The organism is Microbacterium sp. NPDC077663 (assembly GCF_044542795.1).
Lineage (GTDB): Bacteria > Actinomycetota > Actinomycetes > Actinomycetales > Microbacteriaceae > Microbacterium.
This window is the reverse complement of sequence record NZ_JBITVE010000001.1, coordinates 1,325,475-1,341,571: the sequence shown is the minus strand read 5'-3', so window position 1 is coordinate 1,341,571 and position 16,097 is coordinate 1,325,475. Positions and strand designations below refer to the sequence as shown.

The 16,097-nt window shown below is 67.2% G+C and carries 16 protein-coding genes; 9 read left to right on the top strand and 7 right to left on the bottom strand.

Annotation, left to right across the window (positions count from 1 at the left end):
- Positions 1 to 29: 29 nt before the first annotated feature.
- The 5 genes from erpA (at position 30) to ACIGEP_RS06590 (ending at position 4,390) form a co-directional block, all read left to right on the top strand.
- Positions 30 to 395 (top strand): iron-sulfur cluster insertion protein ErpA, encoded by a 366-nt coding sequence (gene erpA / locus ACIGEP_RS06610; RefSeq protein ID WP_396660789.1) that lies wholly within the window; start codon positions 30 to 32, stop codon positions 393 to 395.
- Between the two features lie 114 nt (positions 396 to 509).
- Positions 510 to 1,409: a cytochrome c oxidase subunit II gene (coxB, locus tag ACIGEP_RS06605; protein WP_396660788.1), complete on the top strand. Its 900-nt coding sequence runs from the start codon at positions 510 to 512 to the stop codon at positions 1,407 to 1,409.
- On the top strand, positions 1,409 to 3,151 hold the full coding sequence (gene ctaD / locus ACIGEP_RS06600) for a cytochrome c oxidase subunit I (RefSeq protein WP_396660787.1): 1,743 nt from the start codon (positions 1,409 to 1,411) through the stop codon (positions 3,149 to 3,151). Before coxB ends, ctaD begins: the two co-directional genes overlap by 1 nt.
- Positions 3,152 to 3,586 (top strand): cytochrome c oxidase subunit 4, encoded by a 435-nt coding sequence (locus ACIGEP_RS06595; RefSeq protein ID WP_251580509.1) that lies wholly within the window; start codon positions 3,152 to 3,154, stop codon positions 3,584 to 3,586.
- Between the two features lie 6 nt (positions 3,587 to 3,592).
- The gene (locus ACIGEP_RS06590; protein ID WP_396660786.1) at positions 3,593 to 4,390 is read left to right on the top strand and encodes a PP2C family protein-serine/threonine phosphatase; all 798 of its coding nucleotides are present in this window, start codon (positions 3,593 to 3,595) and stop codon (positions 4,388 to 4,390) included.
- Between the two features lie 16 nt (positions 4,391 to 4,406).
- Here ACIGEP_RS06590 and ACIGEP_RS06585 read toward each other — a convergent pair whose 3' ends face one another.
- From ACIGEP_RS06585 to ACIGEP_RS06565, 5 genes are all read right to left on the bottom strand, one after another.
- The gene (locus tag ACIGEP_RS06585; RefSeq protein ID WP_396660785.1) at positions 4,407 to 4,832 is read right to left on the bottom strand and encodes a rhodanese-like domain-containing protein; all 426 of its coding nucleotides are present in this window, start codon (positions 4,830 to 4,832) and stop codon (positions 4,407 to 4,409) included.
- 80 nt (positions 4,833 to 4,912) lie between these two features.
- Positions 4,913 to 6,736: a cytochrome bc complex cytochrome b subunit gene (locus ACIGEP_RS06580; RefSeq protein WP_396660784.1), complete on the bottom strand. Its 1,824-nt coding sequence runs from the start codon at positions 6,734 to 6,736 to the stop codon at positions 4,913 to 4,915.
- Positions 6,733 to 7,809, bottom strand: a complete 1,077-nt coding sequence (locus tag ACIGEP_RS06575) for a Rieske 2Fe-2S domain-containing protein (RefSeq protein WP_396660783.1) — start codon at positions 7,807 to 7,809, stop codon at positions 6,733 to 6,735. Before ACIGEP_RS06575 ends, ACIGEP_RS06580 begins: the two co-directional genes overlap by 4 nt.
- A 40-nt stretch (positions 7,810 to 7,849) precedes the next feature.
- Positions 7,850 to 8,650: a c-type cytochrome gene (locus ACIGEP_RS06570; protein ID WP_396660782.1), complete on the bottom strand. Its 801-nt coding sequence runs from the start codon at positions 8,648 to 8,650 to the stop codon at positions 7,850 to 7,852.
- Positions 8,651 to 8,674: 24 nt separating this feature from the next.
- The gene (locus ACIGEP_RS06565) at positions 8,675 to 9,319 is read right to left on the bottom strand and encodes a heme-copper oxidase subunit III (protein WP_064002312.1); all 645 of its coding nucleotides are present in this window, start codon (positions 9,317 to 9,319) and stop codon (positions 8,675 to 8,677) included.
- Between the two features lie 122 nt (positions 9,320 to 9,441).
- On the opposite strand from ACIGEP_RS06565, the gene trpD reads away from it, so the two are divergent.
- Both trpD and ACIGEP_RS06555 read left to right on the top strand, forming a co-directional pair.
- Positions 9,442 to 10,494: an anthranilate phosphoribosyltransferase gene (gene trpD, locus ACIGEP_RS06560; protein WP_396660781.1), complete on the top strand. Its 1,053-nt coding sequence runs from the start codon at positions 9,442 to 9,444 to the stop codon at positions 10,492 to 10,494.
- Between the two features lie 7 nt (positions 10,495 to 10,501).
- Positions 10,502 to 11,494 (top strand): PHP domain-containing protein, encoded by a 993-nt coding sequence (locus ACIGEP_RS06555; RefSeq protein ID WP_396660780.1) that lies wholly within the window; start codon positions 10,502 to 10,504, stop codon positions 11,492 to 11,494.
- 1 nt (position 11,495) lies between these two features.
- Here ACIGEP_RS06555 and ACIGEP_RS06550 read toward each other — a convergent pair whose 3' ends face one another.
- Together ACIGEP_RS06550 and ACIGEP_RS06545 are read right to left on the bottom strand one after the other, a co-directional pair.
- On the bottom strand, positions 11,496 to 12,413 hold the full coding sequence (locus tag ACIGEP_RS06550; RefSeq protein WP_396661029.1) for a 5'-3' exonuclease H3TH domain-containing protein: 918 nt from the start codon (positions 12,411 to 12,413) through the stop codon (positions 11,496 to 11,498).
- 899 nt (positions 12,414 to 13,312) lie between these two features.
- On the bottom strand, positions 13,313 to 13,825 hold the full coding sequence (locus tag ACIGEP_RS06545; protein ID WP_396660779.1) for a hypothetical protein: 513 nt from the start codon (positions 13,823 to 13,825) through the stop codon (positions 13,313 to 13,315).
- 214 nt (positions 13,826 to 14,039) lie between these two features.
- On the opposite strand from ACIGEP_RS06545, the gene ACIGEP_RS06540 reads away from it, so the two are divergent.
- Together ACIGEP_RS06540 and rpsA are read left to right on the top strand one after the other, a co-directional pair.
- Complete coding sequence (locus ACIGEP_RS06540) at positions 14,040 to 14,357, top strand: YchJ family protein (protein ID WP_396661028.1); 318 nt, start codon at positions 14,040 to 14,042, stop codon at positions 14,355 to 14,357.
- Positions 14,358 to 14,504: 147 nt separating this feature from the next.
- Positions 14,505 to 15,956 carry a 30S ribosomal protein S1 gene (rpsA, locus tag ACIGEP_RS06535; RefSeq protein WP_064002307.1) on the top strand — a complete coding sequence of 484 codons (1,452 nt, stop codon included), beginning with the start codon at positions 14,505 to 14,507 and terminating at the stop codon, positions 15,954 to 15,956.
- Positions 15,957 to 16,097 lie beyond the last annotated feature (141 nt).

Sequence of the window (16,097 nt, the reverse complement as noted above, 5' to 3'; positions counted from 1 at the left end):
GCACTGGCGGCCCGACCATGGGGAGAGTCATGACCGACATCGCCACGCAGACCACCGAGACCGTTCCCGACCACGGCGTCGCCCTCACCGAGGCCGCGGCCGAGAAGGTGAAGAGCCTGCTGTCGCAGGAGAACCGCGACGACCTGCGCCTGCGCGTCGCCGTCCAGCCCGGCGGGTGCTCGGGTCTGATCTACCAGCTCTACTTCGACGAGCGCTACCTCGACGGCGACAAGACGGTCGACTTCGACGGCGTCGAGGTCATCGTCGACGACATGTCCGTCCCGTACCTCGACGGCGCGAAGATCGACTTCAAGGACACGATCTCGGAGCAGGGCTTCACGATCGACAACCCCAACGCCGCCGGCAGCTGCGCCTGCGGCGACAGCTTCCACTGATCCATCCCGGGTTCCCTCGGTCGGCGCCGGCATCCTGAGCGGATGGCCGGAACTCCGTAAGAGGTTGCCCTAGACTGGCATGAGTCTGACCTTCATGTCCCCGAAAGGTGCACCGTGCGCGTCAATCGCCGACTCCGTTGGGTAGCTCTCCCGCTCACGATCGCCTCCGCGGTCGCGCTGGCGGGCTGCAGCCCCACGACAGCGAACGGCTTCCTCCCCGGCTTCGACGAGGAGGGCGGCCAGGCGACGAACCACACGTCGATGATCGCCGGCCTCTGGACCACGTCGTGGATCGTCGTCCTCGCCGTCGGCGTCATCACCTGGGCCCTCATGGGCTGGGCGGCGATCGCCTACCGGCGTCGCAAGGGTCAGTCGGGTCTGCCCGTGCAGCTGCGCTACAACATGCCGATCGAGATGTTCTTCACGATCGCGCCGGTCATCCTCGTCCTGGGCTTCTTCGCCTTCACTGCTCGTGACCAGACGATCATCGAGACGCAGCACGAGAACCCCGACGTCTGCATCACCGCGATCGGCAAGCAGTGGGCGTGGGACTTCCAGTACAACGGCTCGGACTGCAACGACACCGAGGAGTCCGTCTGGACGATGGGTGTCCAGGCTCAGACCGATGCGCAGGGCAACATCACCAACGAGCTCCCCGAGCTGGTGCTCCCTGTCAACAAGGAGGTGACGCTGCAGCTCGAGTCGCGCGACGTCATCCACTCGTTCTGGATCGTGGACTTCCTCTACAAGAAGGACATGTACCCGGGTCGTGACAACTACTGGTCGTTCGTCCCCACCAAGGAGGGCGAGTACGTCGGCAAGTGCGCCGAGCTCTGCGGCCAGTACCACTCGATGATGCTCTTCAACGTGAAGGTCGTCTCCGAGTCCGAATACGAGACATACATCGCGTCGCTCGAGGCCAAGGGTCAGACCGGCGACATCGATGACGTCCTTGACCGTCAGCAGAACGCACCGGGCACCGGCGCTCCTGCCGCTGAGGGAGAGAACAACTGATGGCCACCATCACGCCTCCGGCCCAGACCCTTCCTCCGCGCCAGGCAGCCTTGCTGAGTCGCTCGCGCGTCGAGCACAAGGGCAACATCGTGGTGAAGTGGATCACGTCCACCGACCACAAGACGATCGGGTACATGTACCTCATCGCCTCGGTGCTCTTCTTCATGCTCGGCGGCGTCATGGCGCTGATCATCCGCGCCGAGCTCTTCGAGCCGGGCATGCAGGTCGTGCCGACCAAGGAGCAGTACAACCAGCTGTTCACGATGCACGGCACGATCATGCTGCTGATGTTCGCGACGCCGCTGTTCGCCGGCTTCGCCAACGCGCTGCTTCCACTCCAGATCGGTGCACCCGACGTCGCGTTCCCGCGTCTGAACGCCTTCGCGTTCTGGCTTTTCACGTTCGGCTCCACCATCGCGGTCGCCGGCTTCCTCACCCCCCAGGGCGCGGCCGCGTTCGGATGGTTCGCCTACCAGCCGCTGGCGAGTGAGAGCTTCAGCCCGGGTGCCGGCGGCGACCTCTGGATGCTGGGTCTCGGCATGAGTGGTTTCGGCACCATCCTCGGTGGCGTCAACTTCATCACCACGATCATGACGATGCGCGCGCCGGGCATGACGATGTGGCGCATGCCGATCTTCAGCTGGAACACGCTGGTCACCAGCATCCTGATCCTGATGGCGTTCCCGGTGCTCGCGGCGGCGATCTTCGCGGCAGCAGCAGACCGCATCCTGGGTGCCCACGTCTACGACCCGGCCAACGGCGGTGTCCTGCTCTGGCAGCACCTGTTCTGGTTCTTCGGTCACCCCGAGGTGTACATCATCGCGCTGCCGTTCTTCGGCATCGTCTCCGAGATCTTCCCGGTGTTCAGCCGCAAGCCGATCTTCGGGTACAAGACGCTCGTCTACGCGACTATCGCGATCGCCGCCCTCTCGGTGTCGGTCTGGGCGCACCACATGTACGTGACGGGTGCGGTCCTTCTGCCGTTCTTTGCACTCATGACGATGCTCATCGCCGTTCCGACGGGCGTGAAGATCTTCAACTGGATCGGCACGATGTGGCGGGGTTCCATCACGTTCGAGACGCCCATGGTCTTCGCGCTGGGCTTCCTGGTCTCGTTCGTCTTCGGTGGTCTGACCGGCATCATCCTCTCGTCGCCGCCGCTGGACTTCCACGTCTCGGACTCGTACTTCGTCGTGGCGCACTTCCACTACGTCGTCTTCGGAACCGTGGTGTTCGCGATGTTCGCCGGCTTCTACTTCTGGTGGCCGAAGTGGACGGGCAAGATGCTGAACGAGCGCCTCGGCCTCGTGCACTTCTGGCTGCTGTTCATCGGCTTCCACATGACGTTCCTCATCCAGCACTGGCTCGGCGCCGACGGCATGCCGCGACGCTACGCGGACTACGCGATGCAGGACGGCTGGACCTGGCAGAACCAGGTGTCCACCATCGGATCGATGATCCTGGCCGCCTCCATGGTCCCGTTCCTGCTGAACGTCTGGATCACGGCCCGCACGGCGCCGCGCGTCACCGTGAACGACCCGTGGGGTTACGGCGGCTCGCTCGAATGGGCGACCAGCTGCCCGCCGCCGCGCCATAACTTCACGTCGATTCCGCGCATCCGCAGCGAGCGGCCCGCGTTCGACCTGAACCACCCCGAAGCCGGCATCCCCGTCGGTGTGGGTCCCGCCAAGGACGCACCCGACGCCCCGGTGGTCGATCTGACGAACGGTGAGGTCAAGTAAGTGAAGACCAACGTCAACCTCTGGTGGATCCTGACCGCCTTCTTCGGCCTCGTCGCCGTCGTCTACGTGGCGTGGAACATCATCGCCCACCCCCAGCTCCCCGTGTTCAACCGGATCGAGTGGGTCGGCTCTGTGGCGCTGGTCTTCGTGACCGCGATGGGCGCGATGATCGCGTTCTACACGAGCCGTGTCGAGAAGGCCCAGGGCGGTGTCCTCCCCGAGGATTCGCTCACGGCCGACATCGACGACGGCGACCCCGAGATGGGCGAGTTCTCGCCGTGGTCGTGGTGGCCGCTCGTGCTCGCCGGTTCGGCAGCCGTCGCGTTCATCGGCTTGGCCGTCGGTGAGTTCATGATCCCGATCGGGCTCGGCATCTTCGTCGTCGCCATCGTCGGCTGGGTCTACGAGTACTACCGGGGCTACTTCGCCCGCTGATCCTCCATGCGCATCCACGCAGGCGTCCGTTCGGACGTCGGGGGCTACCGGGACGTCAACCAGGATGCCGCCTTCGCATCGCCGTTCGCCGCAGCTGTGGCGGACGGCGTCGGCGGTGGTCCCTCCGGTGATCTCGCCGCGGCTGCGATCATCCACAAGCTGATCACCGTGCGTGGTGCACTCACATCCGCGGCGGAACTCGTCGAGCGACTGAAAGCCGCGAACTGGGACATCGGTGCACACATCCGCCGCGATGCCGCACTCGCGGGGATGGCGAGTACGCTGACCGGCGTGTGGCTGACCGCGGATGAGGCGCTCGTCGTCGCGCACACCGGTGATTCCCGCGCCTACCTGCTGCGGGACGGCGTCCTGGTACGCCAGACGCGCGACGATTCGTTTGTGCAGGCGCTGGTCGACCGCGGGCTCGGCCGCCCCGAAGATGCCGGGACGCACCCCCGTCGGAACATCATCACCGCGTCCCTGGGCGGCAATGACGAAGACGTCATCCGCGTGGAGACCCGCGATGCTCGCGTCGGCGACCGCTGGTTCCTCTGCAGCGACGGCGTCACCGACTACGTGCCCGAGGATGCTCTCGCAGAGATCGTGCGCGGCGTGACGGATCCGGTCCGCGCGGCGCACGCCGTGGTGGATCTCGCACTCGCGGCGGGATCCCGCGACAACGTCACGGCGGTGGTGTGCGACGTGCTGGACGAACAGCCTGACGTCGCTGCCGTGCCGTTGATCGCGGGGGCGGCGGCCTCTCGCTGGACCGAGGTCATCGAAGCGGGTCTGGCGATCGCCTGAACGCTCCGGTGACGACTCACGCCTCTGCGCGAACCGGCATGACGAGTGGATCGAACACGCGGGGGAGTGGGCCGGATGCCGCATCCACCGGCATCCCTTCGCGGGCCCAGTACTCGTACCCGCCGATCATCTCGCGGACCGTGTAGCCGAGCCGCGCGAACTCGACCGCGCCACGGGCGCCGCCGTTGCAGCCGGGGCTCCAGCAGTACACGACGACGGGCGTATCCGTCGGGATCTCCTGCGGTGCGCGGGTCGCGATCTCCCGGTACGGCATGTGAAGGGCGCCCTGGGCGTGGCCCTGGTCCCACGCTTCGCGGTTGCGGACGTCGACGAGCACGAAGGCGTCCCCGGCCTTCTGAGCGGCGTATACGTCACTGGGGTCCGTCTCGTGCCGGAGCTTCGACTGGAAGTAGGTGAGCGTCTCAGCGGGGGATGTGGTCATTCCTCGACGCTACGGGAGCACGAATGCTGCGGGGCCCGACCGTTCGGTCAGACCCCGCCGCAATACTGCCAGATCAGCGATCAGCTCTTCGAGTCGTCGTCCTTCTTTCGCGGCGCATCGTCGATCACGATGATGTTCGACGGGCGATTCGCGGTCTCAGGGTTGTGACCGTCGTCGATCGGGTGCAGCGGAGCGTGGGGGACGCCGGCACGCTCGTGAGCGCCGCGGATCTCCTCCTGCTCCTCATGCGCGATGTGATCGAGCGCGTGGTGCTGGTGAGCGATCGCCGCATTCAACTCGGTCTGCGTCACCGGCGAGAGCCGATCCTCGAAGAACCAGCGCGACAGCGAGGCGCGGACGTTCTGGTGCCACGGGATACGACCGTTGTCGTTGGGACGGACCACCAGCGGTTCGTGGACCTCGAAGTCGATCAGCTTCACCCGCTCGTACGCGTCGACCGGCTGGTGGACCTCGATGTACTCGCCGCCGGGGAGTCGGACGATACGGCCCGACTCGTAGCCGTGGAGCGCGATCTCGCGGTCCTTCTTCTGCAGTGCGATGGCGATCCGCTTCGTCACGAAGTAGCCGACGATCGGACCGACGAACAGCAGCGCCTGGAGGGAGTGGATCACCCCTTCCATCGTCAGGTGGAAGTGCGTGGCGATGATGTCCGACGACGCGGCGGCCCAGAGGACGGCGTAGAAGATGACACCGGCGACACCGATGGCCGTGCGGGTCGGCGCGTGACGCGGGCGCTGAGCGATGTGGTGCTCGCGCTTGTCACCCGTGACCCACGCCTCGATGAACGGGTAGACCGCCACCAGGACGATGAACAGACCGAGCACGGCGACCGGCAGCAGGATGCCGAACGAGAAGGTGTGGTCGAACAGGACCAGGTCGAGGTTCGACGGCGCCAGACGCAGGGCACCGTCCGCGAATCCGATGTACCAGTCGGGCTGGGTGCCGGCGGAGACGGGGGAGGGGTCGTACGGTCCGTAGTTCCAGATCGGGTTGATCGTGAACATCGATGCGATGAGGACGAGCACACCGAACGTGATGAACAGGAAGCCGCCCATCTTCGACATGTAGATCGGGACCATCGGGTAGCCCACGACGTTGTCGTTCGTGCGGCCCGGGCCGGCGAACTGCGTGTGCTTGTTGATGATCATCAGCATCAGGTGGGCTGCGATCAGGGCGATGAGGATCAGCGGCAGCAGCAGGATGTGCAGCGTGTACAGACGGCCGACGATCGCCATGCCCGGGAACTCGCCGCCGAACAGAAGGTACGAGGTCCAGGTGCCGATCAGCGGCAGACCCTTGATCATGCCGTCGATGATGCGGAGACCGTTGCCCGAGAGCAGGTCGTCGGGGAGGGAGTAGCCGGTGAACCCGAGCGCCATGGCGAGGATGAACAGGACGAAGCCGATCACCCAGTTGAGCTCGCGCGGCTTGCGGAACGCACCCGTGAAGAACACGCGCAGCATGTGCACGCCGATCGCTGCGATGAACAGCAGTGCGGCCCAGTGGTGCAGCTGGCGGACGAGGAGACCGCCGCGGAGATCGAACGAGATGTTCAGCGTCGACTCGAGAGCGGCGGACATCTCGATGCCGCGGAGCGGGGCGTACGCACCGTTGTAGTGCGTGGGCGCCATCGACGCCTCGAAGAAGAACGTCAGGAACGAGCCCGACAGGAACACGACGACGAAGCTCCACAGTGCGATCTCGCCGAGCATGAACGACCAGTGGTCGGGGAAGATCTTGCGACCGATCTCCTTGACGAGGCCGGAGATGCTGGTCCGCTCGTCGATGTAGTTGGCGGTGGCGCCGATGAAGCGGCCGCCGAGCGGCTTGTCAGCCGGCTTGGCCACCGCGGTGGATGACGAGGATTCAGTCACGGTGCTCAATGACGCTCCCAGAAACTCGGCCCGACGGGCTCTTCGAAGTCGCTCTTGGCGATCAGGTATCCGTCTGCGTCGACCGTGATGGGCAGCTGGGGGAGCGGGCGGGCGGCCGGACCGAAGATGACTTCGGCGCCGCGCGACACGTCGAACTGCGACTGGTGGCAGGGGCAGAGCAGATGGTGGGTCTGCTGCTCGTACAGCGCGACGGGGCATCCGACGTGCGTGCAGACCTTCGAGTACGCGACGATCCCGTCATACGACCAGTCGAGGCGGTTGTACTCGGCGGGCAGCTGCTCGGGGAGCAACCGCATCAGGAGGACGATGGCCTTGGCCTTCTCCTCGAGGTATCCATCCAGGTGGTCGACGTCCTTGAGGGACTCCGGGATGACGTGGACAGCGGAACCGAGCGCGACGTCGGCGGCACGAATGGGGAGCCCGGACGGGTCGTGCGCGAGGCGCTCGCCCTCCTTCCACATCGTGTGCTTCAGCAGAGCGACGGGGTCGCCGGCGAGCGGGTGCTCCTCAGAGGCGTGGGGCGCCAGGCCGCGGAACAGCGTCACGCCCGGGACGATCGAGGCGACCAGGGCAGCGATGAGACCGCCACGGATCGCCGTACGGCGACCGAAGCCGGACTCCTCGTTCGCCTCGCGGAAGACGTCGACGGCCGCTTCGCGGGTCGACTCCTTGCCGCGGGTCGAGTGGCGCTGCTCGATGTGCTCCTTGTCGGGCATGATCGCCTTCGACCAGTGGATCGCGGCGATGCCGATCGTGAGCAGCGCGAAGCCGATGCCGAGGCCGATGAACAGGTTGTTCGCGCGGATGTCGCCGAAGGCGCCGCTCTCGATGGGGAACAGCATGTAGGCCGCGACGGCCCAGAGGCTGGCGGCGAGCGAGATGTAGAACAGCGTGTAGACGGTGCGGACCGCGCGAGCCATGGCCGCCGGGTCCTTGTCGGTCACGCGCTCGCGGTGCGGCGGCAGACCGGGGTTCTGCACGGGGTCGGCGACCGCGACGACGAGACCCGACGAAGGCTGAGGAGCCTTCTCGAGCGCCTGCGGCTCTTCCTCGTGTGACATTGTGCTCCTCGTCCGTGAAATTCTGTGCGTCAGTGGTGGGTCAGTTGGACTTCGCGGTGATCCACACCGCGATGCCGATCAGCGTGCCGATGCCGAAGATCCAGATGAACAGACCCTCGGAGACCGGACCGAGCGATCCGAGCGTGAAGCCGCCCACCGGCTCGCTCTTCTGGAGGTACATCAGGGACGAGATGATGTCGCGCTTCTCGTCGGGCGTGATCGTCATGTCGTTGAAGACCGGCATGTTCTGCGGGCCGGTGACCATGGCTGCGTAGATGTGCAGCGGGCTGGTCTTGGTGAGCGCCGGAGCGTACTTGCCCTCGGTGAGAGCGCCACCGGCGGCGGCGACGTTGTGGCACATCGCGCAGTTGATGCGGAAGAGCTCGGCGCCCTCGGTGAGGTTGCCCTCACCGTCGAGGATCCGCTCGTCCGGGTACGTCGGGCCGGGAGCGACCGACTGCACCCAGGCAGCCATCGCCTTGATCTGGTCCTCGGTGAACTGCGGGGCCTTCTGGGGAGCCTGCGGCCCCTGGGCCTGCAGGGGCATGCGGCCGGTGGCGACCTGGAACTCGACCGACAGTTCGCCCACGCCGTAGAGCGAGGGGCCGTCGGCCGTTCCTTCCAGGTCGAGACCGTGGCACGTTGCGCAGTTCGCCTGGAACAGCTTCTTGCCGTCCTCGACGGTGAGCGTGCCCGAGGACTCCGTGGACGTGGTCGACGCCATGGCGGCGGACGCACCTGCGTAGATGCCACCCGTGAGCAGCAGGCCGATGCCGATCAGAGCGGCGGCCGCCCACTTGCTGCGACGGCCCGTCTGCCGACGCGGGGTCTTGGATGCCATTGAGGAACTCAGCTCCGCTCTGTATTACCGGATGAAGTAGATGACGGCGAAGAGGATGATCCACACCACGTCGACGAAGTGCCAGTAGTACGACACGACGATCGCGGAGGTCATCTCCTTGCGGCCGAAGTTCTTGACGGCGAAGGCGCGCCCGATGATGAGCAGGAAGGCGATGAGGCCACCCGTCACGTGCAGGGCGTGGAAGCCGGTCGTCAGGTAGAAGGCCGACGCGTACGAGTCGGCGCTGATGGGCATGCCCTCGGCGATGAGGGTGGCGTACTCCCACACCTGACCCGACACGAAGACGGCGCCCATGATGAAGGTCACGTAGAACCACTCGACCATGCCCCACTGGCGGAAGTTCCAGAGGGAACCGCGGCGGTAGGGCTGGAAGCGCTCGGCGGCGAAGACGCCGGCCTGCGCCGTGAATGACGACAGCACCAGGATGAGGGTGTTCACCGCGGCGAACGGGATGTTCAGCAGCTCGGTGCGGGCGGCCCACAGCTCCGGCGAGGTGTTGCGGATCGTGAAGTAGATGGCGAAGAGGCCAGCGAAGAACATGACTTCGCTGCCGAGCCACACGATCGTGCCGACGGCCACCGGGTCCGGTCGTTTCACCGAACGCAGTGCCTGGTTGTATGTCGCGGGAGTGGTCGTCACGCTCCCCATTATGGCCGATGTTGGGGGAGGGTTTCGCATTCCTGAAGGTACTCGTCCCTTTCTCCGGCATCGGATCCTGCGATGCGCGGGCCGCGAGTCGCCTGACAGAGTGCTGAGTAGGATCGGGAGGCATGGCGGACATGTACACCTGGCCCGAAATCCTCACCTCGGTGCTCTCCGGTCAGGACCTCAGCGTGTCCGAGTCCACGTGGGCGATGCGCCAGGTGATGCAGGGCGACGCGACCCCTTCTCAGCTCGCGGGGTTCCTCGTCGCATTGCGCGCGAAGGGCGAGACGGTCGACGAGGTCGTCGGGTTCCGCGACGCCATCCTGGAGGCGGCGGTGCCCCTTCCGGTGCCGGCCGACGTGCTCGACATCGTCGGCACGGGCGGCGATCGTTACGGGACTGTGAACGTCTCGACGACTGCCTCGGTGGTCGTGGCGGCCACCGGCATCCCGGTCGTGAAGCACGGCAACCGCGCCGCGAGTTCGAAGTCGGGGTCGTCGGACGTGCTGGCGGCGCTCGGCGTCGACCTCGCGAGCTCACCCCAGCGGGTCGCCGAGGTATTGGACGAGGTGGGGATCACCTTCGCCTTCGCGTCGGCGTTCCACCCGGGGTTCCGCCACGCGGGCCCGACGCGGTCCGAGCTCGGCATCCCGACCGTGTTCAACTTCCTGGGCCCGCTGTGCAATCCGGCGCGGGCCGAAGCGAACGCGGTGGGCGTGGCGCATCTCGACCGTGTGCCGCTCATCACCGGCGTCTTCCAGACGCGTGGCGCGACGGCGCTCGTCTTCCGTGGAGACGACGGCATGGATGAACTGACGACGACCGGTCACAGCCGGGTGTGGGAGATCAGCCGAGGCGATGTCCGTGAGCATGACCTCGATCCTCGTGACCTCGGCATCCCGCGCGCGGAGATCGCCGACCTCCTCGGCGGCGACGCTGACCACAACGCGGCCGTGGTCCGCCGCGTCCTGCAGGGGGAGGCGGGGCCGGTGCGCGACATCGTCCTCCTGAACGCCGCCGCCGGCATCGTGTCGTACCGCCTATTCCGGGATGCCGGTCAGCTGCAGCGGTCCTTCGTGGAGCGACTCGGCGAGGCGTACGCCGAGGCCGAGGCCGCCGTCGACTCGGGCGCTGCGGCGGCCAAGCTGGACGCCTGGGTCGCCGCATCCGCTCGTTGAGGCAGCCGTGGATCCCATTGAGGCGCTGACGGAGATCGCGGAGCTCCTCGAGCGCGATCGCGCCTCGCGGTACAAGTCGAAGGCCTTCCGCACCGCTGCTCAGACGCTCGCGGGCCTGACTTCGGACGAGCGGGCCGACCTGCCTCGCCTCCGCGCGCGGAAGGGGATCGGCGAGTCCACCTTCGCCGTGATCAGCGACGCGATGTCGGGTCGAGTGCCCGCCTACCTCGCAGACCTCCGGGAGCGCGTCTTACCTCCTGAGGAGTCCGCGCTGCGGGCCCGGTTGCGCGGAGACCTGCACGCACACTCCGAGTGGTCGGACGGTCTGACCTCGATCGACCTGATGGTGGAGGCGGCTCGCGCCCTCGGCCACGAGTACCTCGCATTGACCGATCATTCGCCGCGCCTCCGTGTCGCCCGCGGGCTGTCGGCGGATCGCCTGCGCGAGCAGCTGACGCTGATCCCCGGGTTCAGTGACGAGACGTTCACCCTGTTGAGTGGAATCGAAGTCGACATCCTCGACGACGGGTCGCTGGATCAGGAGGACGCGCTCCTGCGTTCCCTCGACGTCGTGGTGGCGTCGGCTCACTCGGCGCTGCGCATGGAACGGGGCCCGATGACGCGACGGCTGGTGGCAGCGGCATCCGATCCTCGCGTGGACGTGCTCGGGCACGTCACCGGGCGGCTCGTCTCGGGATCACGGGGGACCCGCCCGCCGTCGACCTTCGATGCTCGTGCGGTCTTCGAGGCGTGCGCCGCCCACGGCACCGCGGTGGAGATCAACTCACGACCGGAACGCGAGGATCCCCCCGACGACCTGCTCGCCCTTGCGATCGAGGTCGGATGCCTGTTCTCGATCGACTCCGATGCGCACGCTCCCGGCCAGTTGTCGCTGCTCGATCACGGTGCGGTGCGTGCGGAAAGAGCGGGGGTTCCCCCGGACCGGATCATCACGACGTGGCCGCTGACGCGTCTCCGGGAGTGGAAGGCGTCGCGCTGAGTCAGGCCCGGGCGGACAGCGCTGCGGCCGCCCTGGTCGCGGAGGAACCGAGCGACCACTTTTCGGCGAGCTGCGCGACGGCGGTCTCGTCGGAAGCGACGATCCGGGCATCGACCTGCGGCAGATCGAGCGTGCGGACGACCTCGACCACACGCGGGGCGACGTCCAGGTAGTCGCTGGCGGCGAGGATCTTCGTCCTGACCCCGGCGCTCATCCCTTCGCCGGCGTCGGCTGCCCGACGGATGCCGGCCAGGTCGCCGTGGGTGGCCAGGAGTGTGGCCGCCGTCTTCTCGCCGACGCCCGCTACCCCTGGGAGGCCGTCGGAGGCATCCCCGCGCATCGCGGCGAAGTCCGCGTACTGCGACGGAAGGATGCCGTATTTGCTGACGATGACGGCGTCGGTGAGTTCTTCGAGTTTGCTCATGCCGCGGCCGGTGTAGACGACGCGCACACCGCGCGCATCGTCGACGAGCTGGAACAGGTCGCGGTCACCGGTGACGACGTCGACGGGGATCGTGCTGGTCGTGGCCAGGGTGCCGATCACGTCGTCGGCCTCGTGCTCCGCGGCCCCGATGACCGGGATGCCGAGGGTGCCGAGCGCCTCGCGGATCACGGGCACCTGGATCTCGAGGGGATCGGGGACCTCTTCCACATCCGGCGCGGACTCCACCTCCTGCGCGACGCGGTGGGCCTTGTACGACGGGATGAGGTCGACACGCCACTGCGGACGCCAGTCGTCGTCCCAGCAGGCGACGAGATGGGACGGCTCGTAGGTGGCGACGAGCTTCGCGATCATGTCGAGGAACCCTCGCACGGCGTTGACCGGCCGCCCATCGGGCGCCTTGACGGTGTCGGGCACGCCGTAGAAGGCGCGGAAGTAGAGGCTGGCGGAGTCGAGCAGCATGAGGCGTCCGGTCACGCGCTCATCCTCGCACTCAGCACCCCGGGCCGCTCGGGTCCTCGTCGCACGTGCGCTGCACGAGGGCCGTGTCGACGTCCACCACCCGGATGAGGGTCGACGGGGTGTCGATCTCGAGGACCCGGGGATCGCGAACCATCCGCCGCCCGCGTCGGCCTCTGCGACGTAACGGATCGTGACGTCGGCGCTGTACTCGCCGGGTGCGCCGTAGCTGTGGCTCGTGTCGGTAGCGGTGAACTGCGGGACGCCGAGCTCCCGCCACGACCGCCCCGGATTCCGGGTCTCCCGGGTGGTGCCGTCGCCGTAGTCGAAGAGGAACGACACGGGGGTGAACCGGACGGTCATGGGGACGTCGAAGATCTCGCCGTCGACCGTGTGCTCGGTGGCCGCGACGACGAAGTTGGTCGGCATGCCCGCCACCCCGAACCCGTCGGGCTCGCCGACGACACCCGGCGGTGCGGGTGCGAACCGCGCGACGTCGTCGATGGTGGCCGTCGTCGGGTCGGGTGCCGCGGGCGCGGGGTCGGGCTCTGAGGGTTCCTGATCCGCCTGCTCGGCGCCGGGCAGCGGAGCGGTGCCCGGTGCGGTGATCGGGGCCGCGCAGGCGAGGTCGAAGGCGCAGTCGTCCAGCCACTGCTCGCGGGTGCGGCCGCCCGGGTAGAAGGCGTTCGGGTCGCGCCGGGGAGGAGGCGTCAGGATCGGGGCGTTCGTTCCGCCGCCGGAGTCGGTGTCGCGCGAAGGTGAGCGCGGGGTCGTGGTTTCGGTGCGGGTGGCGCCGATCGAGACTGAGGAGCCGTTGCTAACGGCGTGACAGTCGCTGGTCCAGCTTTGGTGACCGCAACTGCTCGCTCCGGGGCTGGCAGCGGCAAATGTAGAAATCGCTGCTGCCAGCATCAGCGCTAGCAATCTGGCCCCCCGTCACGGGAGTCGATCGCTTCTATCTTGAGGTCGTCTCCGCTTGAGCCGGTCAGCGTCACGCGCAGCGTCTGTACGTCGGGGCGGTCGGGCGAGACCTGCGATATCCCGTTGGAATCGACGACATCGATTCGTGACACATCGATGCACGTATCCAGCAGGACCTGATCAGTTTCGGGTTTCCAAGCGGAACCCTGCAGGAGTGTGATCTCGGTCTCACCTGACACGCTCAATCCATTCGCGTGATAGTCGCTAAGCCCCTTTCGCTCGGTTGCATTTGCTTCGCCTGTTGTCAGCGCGTAGACGGGCTCGAAGGTCGCGGGGTCGCTGAGGTCGACCTGGTTCAGGGCGTCGACGTAGGCGCGGTAGGTCGCCTCGGCGGCGGCGAACGCCTCCTCCTCCGACGCGAACCCGGTCGGGGTGGGTGTCGGCGTCGGCGCGCTCGCAGGCGTGCACGCCGTGAGGGTCGCCGCGAGCACGGTCGTCGCCAGCAGCACTGCGGAACGTCGAGCGGTCATGCGACCACGGTAGTGACCGAGGCGGCGCCCTCGGCGGGTTCTCCACAGCGCGTAGGCTCATTGGCGTCGATCACGCGGCGGGGGAGGGAACATGTCGTTCGGGGCTGCGGCATCCGCTCATCGAGGGCGTCGCCCCGCGCCGGACGCGCCCTGCCCGTGCGGCCGGCGCGGGTTCGCCGCGTGCTGCGGGCCGATCCTCGACGGAGTCCCCGCCGAGACGCCCGAGGATCTCATGCGGTCCCGGTACACGGCTTTCGCGTTGGGGGACGCCCGGCACCTCGCCGACACCTGGTTCCCCGCGACGCGTCCCGATGATGTGTCGGTGGATGCCGGAACCACCTGGCTCGGTCTCGAGGTGCTCAGTTCCGAGGAGGCGTCCGACGGCCGGTCCGGTCGGGTCGCGTTCCGTGCCCGATGGCGGGATGCGGCCACGGGGGAGCTCGGGACCCTCGAGGAGGACAGCCGCTTCCTCAGGCGCGCGGGCCGCTGGTACTACGCAGACGCTCTCTGATACCCTGGAGTGTCACACGCGTGGCCCTTGTGCCGCGCCCGCGTGACATCGCACGAACAACCACCCTGCCGCGATCGGCTGCCGCACGTCCTCGTGCGGACTGGCTCCGTGGCCCGAACACAACACCATCCAAGGACAACCCCCTACATGACTAACGCAACGACCGCCCCGGCCACCAAGCAGGTCGCCATCAACGACATCGGATCTGCTGAGGACTTCCTGGCCGCGGTCGAGAAGACCCTGAAGTTCTTCAACGACGGAGACCTCATCGAAGGCACCGTCGTGAAGATCGACCGCGACGAGGTGCTCCTCGACGTCGGCTACAAGACCGAGGGTGTCATCCCCTCGCGTGAGCTCTCGATCAAGCACGACGTCGACCCCAACGAGGTCGTCAACGTCGGCGACCAGGTCGAGGCCCTCGTCCTCCAGAAGGAGGACAAGGAAGGCCGCCTGATCCTCTCCAAGAAGCGCGCGCAGTACGAGCGTGCCTGGGGAGACGTCGAGAAGATCAAGGAGAACGACGGTGTCGTCACCGGCTCCGTCATCGAGGTCGTCAAGGGTGGTCTCATCGTCGACATCGGCCTCCGCGGCTTCCTCCCCGCGTCGCTCATCGAGCTGCGCCGCGTCCGCGACCTGACGCCGTACCTCGGCCAGGAGATCGAGGCGAAGATCCTCGAGCTCGACAAGAACCGCAACAACGTGGTGCTCTCGCGCCGTGCGCTGCTCGAGCAGACCCAGTCGGAGTCGCGCTCGAACTTCCTCAACAACCTCCACAAGGGTCAGGTCCGCAAGGGCACCGTCTCGTCGATCGTCAACTTCGGTGCGTTCGTCGACCTCGGTGGCGTCGACGGTCTCGTCCACGTCTCGGAGCTCTCGTGGAAGCACATCGAGCACGCATCCGAGGTCGTCGAGGTCGGCCAGGAGGTCACCGTCGAGATCCTCGAGGTCGACCTGGACCGCGAGCGCGTCTCGCTGTCGCTGAAGGCGACGCAGGAGGACCCGTGGCAGGTCTTCGCCCGCACCCACGCGATCGGTCAGGTCGCTCCGGGCAAGGTCACCAAGCTCGTCCCCTTCGGTGCGTTCGTCCGCGTGGCCGACGGCATCGAGGGCCTCGTGCACATCTCCGAGCTGTCGGGCAAGCACGTCGAGCTCGCCGAGCAGGTCGTCTCCGTCGGTGAAGAGGTCTTCGTCAAGATCATCGACATCGACCTCGAGCGCCGCCGCATCTCGCTGTCGCTGAAGCAGGCCAACGAGTCGGTCGACCCCAACGGCACCGAGTTCGACCCGGCCCTCTACGGCATGGTCACCGAGTACGACGAGAACGGCGAGTACAAGTACCCCGAGGGCTTCGACCCCGAGACCAACCAATGGAAGGAAGGCTTCGACGAGGCCCGCCTCGCCTGGGAGGCCGAGTACGCCGCTGCTCAGGGGCGCTGGGAGGCTCACAAGGCCGCTGTCGCCAAGGCCCTCGAGGCCGAGGCTGCTGCCCCGGCCGACTCGGGTTCGTCCTCCTTCTCGTCCGAGGTCTCGAGCGGTGCCGGCACCCTCGCCGACGACGAGGCGCTGGCTGCTCTCCGCGAGAAGCTGTCCGGTCGCTGATCGACAACCCACACCACCGAGGGGTCGGAGCCGTGTGCTCCGGCCCCTCGGTCGTTTCCGGGTGGATGCCGCGCCGACCCCGGGCCGGTAACGTTCTCGTGTGGCACACGCGGATCAAGGAGAGGCTTCCTCCGACAATGC

What these genes read in the sequence shown, in the direction of transcription:
- trpD (WP_396660781.1), top strand. Translation starts at nt 9,442, where the DNA reads ATGGCGGACATGTACACCTGGCCCGAAATCCTCACCTCGGTGCTCTCC.
- ctaD (WP_396660787.1), top strand. Translation starts at nt 1,409, where the DNA reads ATGGCCACCATCACGCCTCCGGCCCAGACCCTTCCTCCGCGCCAGGCA.
- ACIGEP_RS06590 (WP_396660786.1), top strand. Translation starts at nt 3,593, where the DNA reads ATGCGCATCCACGCAGGCGTCCGTTCGGACGTCGGGGGCTACCGGGAC.
- ACIGEP_RS06585 (WP_396660785.1), bottom strand. Translation starts at nt 4,832, where the DNA reads ATGACCACATCCCCCGCTGAGACGCTCACCTACTTCCAGTCGAAGCTC.
- ACIGEP_RS06565 (WP_064002312.1), bottom strand. Translation starts at nt 9,319, where the DNA reads ATGGGGAGCGTGACGACCACTCCCGCGACATACAACCAGGCACTGCGT.
- rpsA (WP_064002307.1), top strand. Translation starts at nt 14,505, where the DNA reads ATGACTAACGCAACGACCGCCCCGGCCACCAAGCAGGTCGCCATCAAC.
- ACIGEP_RS06570 (WP_396660782.1), bottom strand. Translation starts at nt 8,650, where the DNA reads ATGGCATCCAAGACCCCGCGTCGGCAGACGGGCCGTCGCAGCAAGTGG.
- erpA (WP_396660789.1), top strand. Translation starts at nt 30, where the DNA reads ATGACCGACATCGCCACGCAGACCACCGAGACCGTTCCCGACCACGGC.
- ACIGEP_RS06575 (WP_396660783.1), bottom strand. Translation starts at nt 7,809, where the DNA reads ATGTCACACGAGGAAGAGCCGCAGGCGCTCGAGAAGGCTCCTCAGCCT.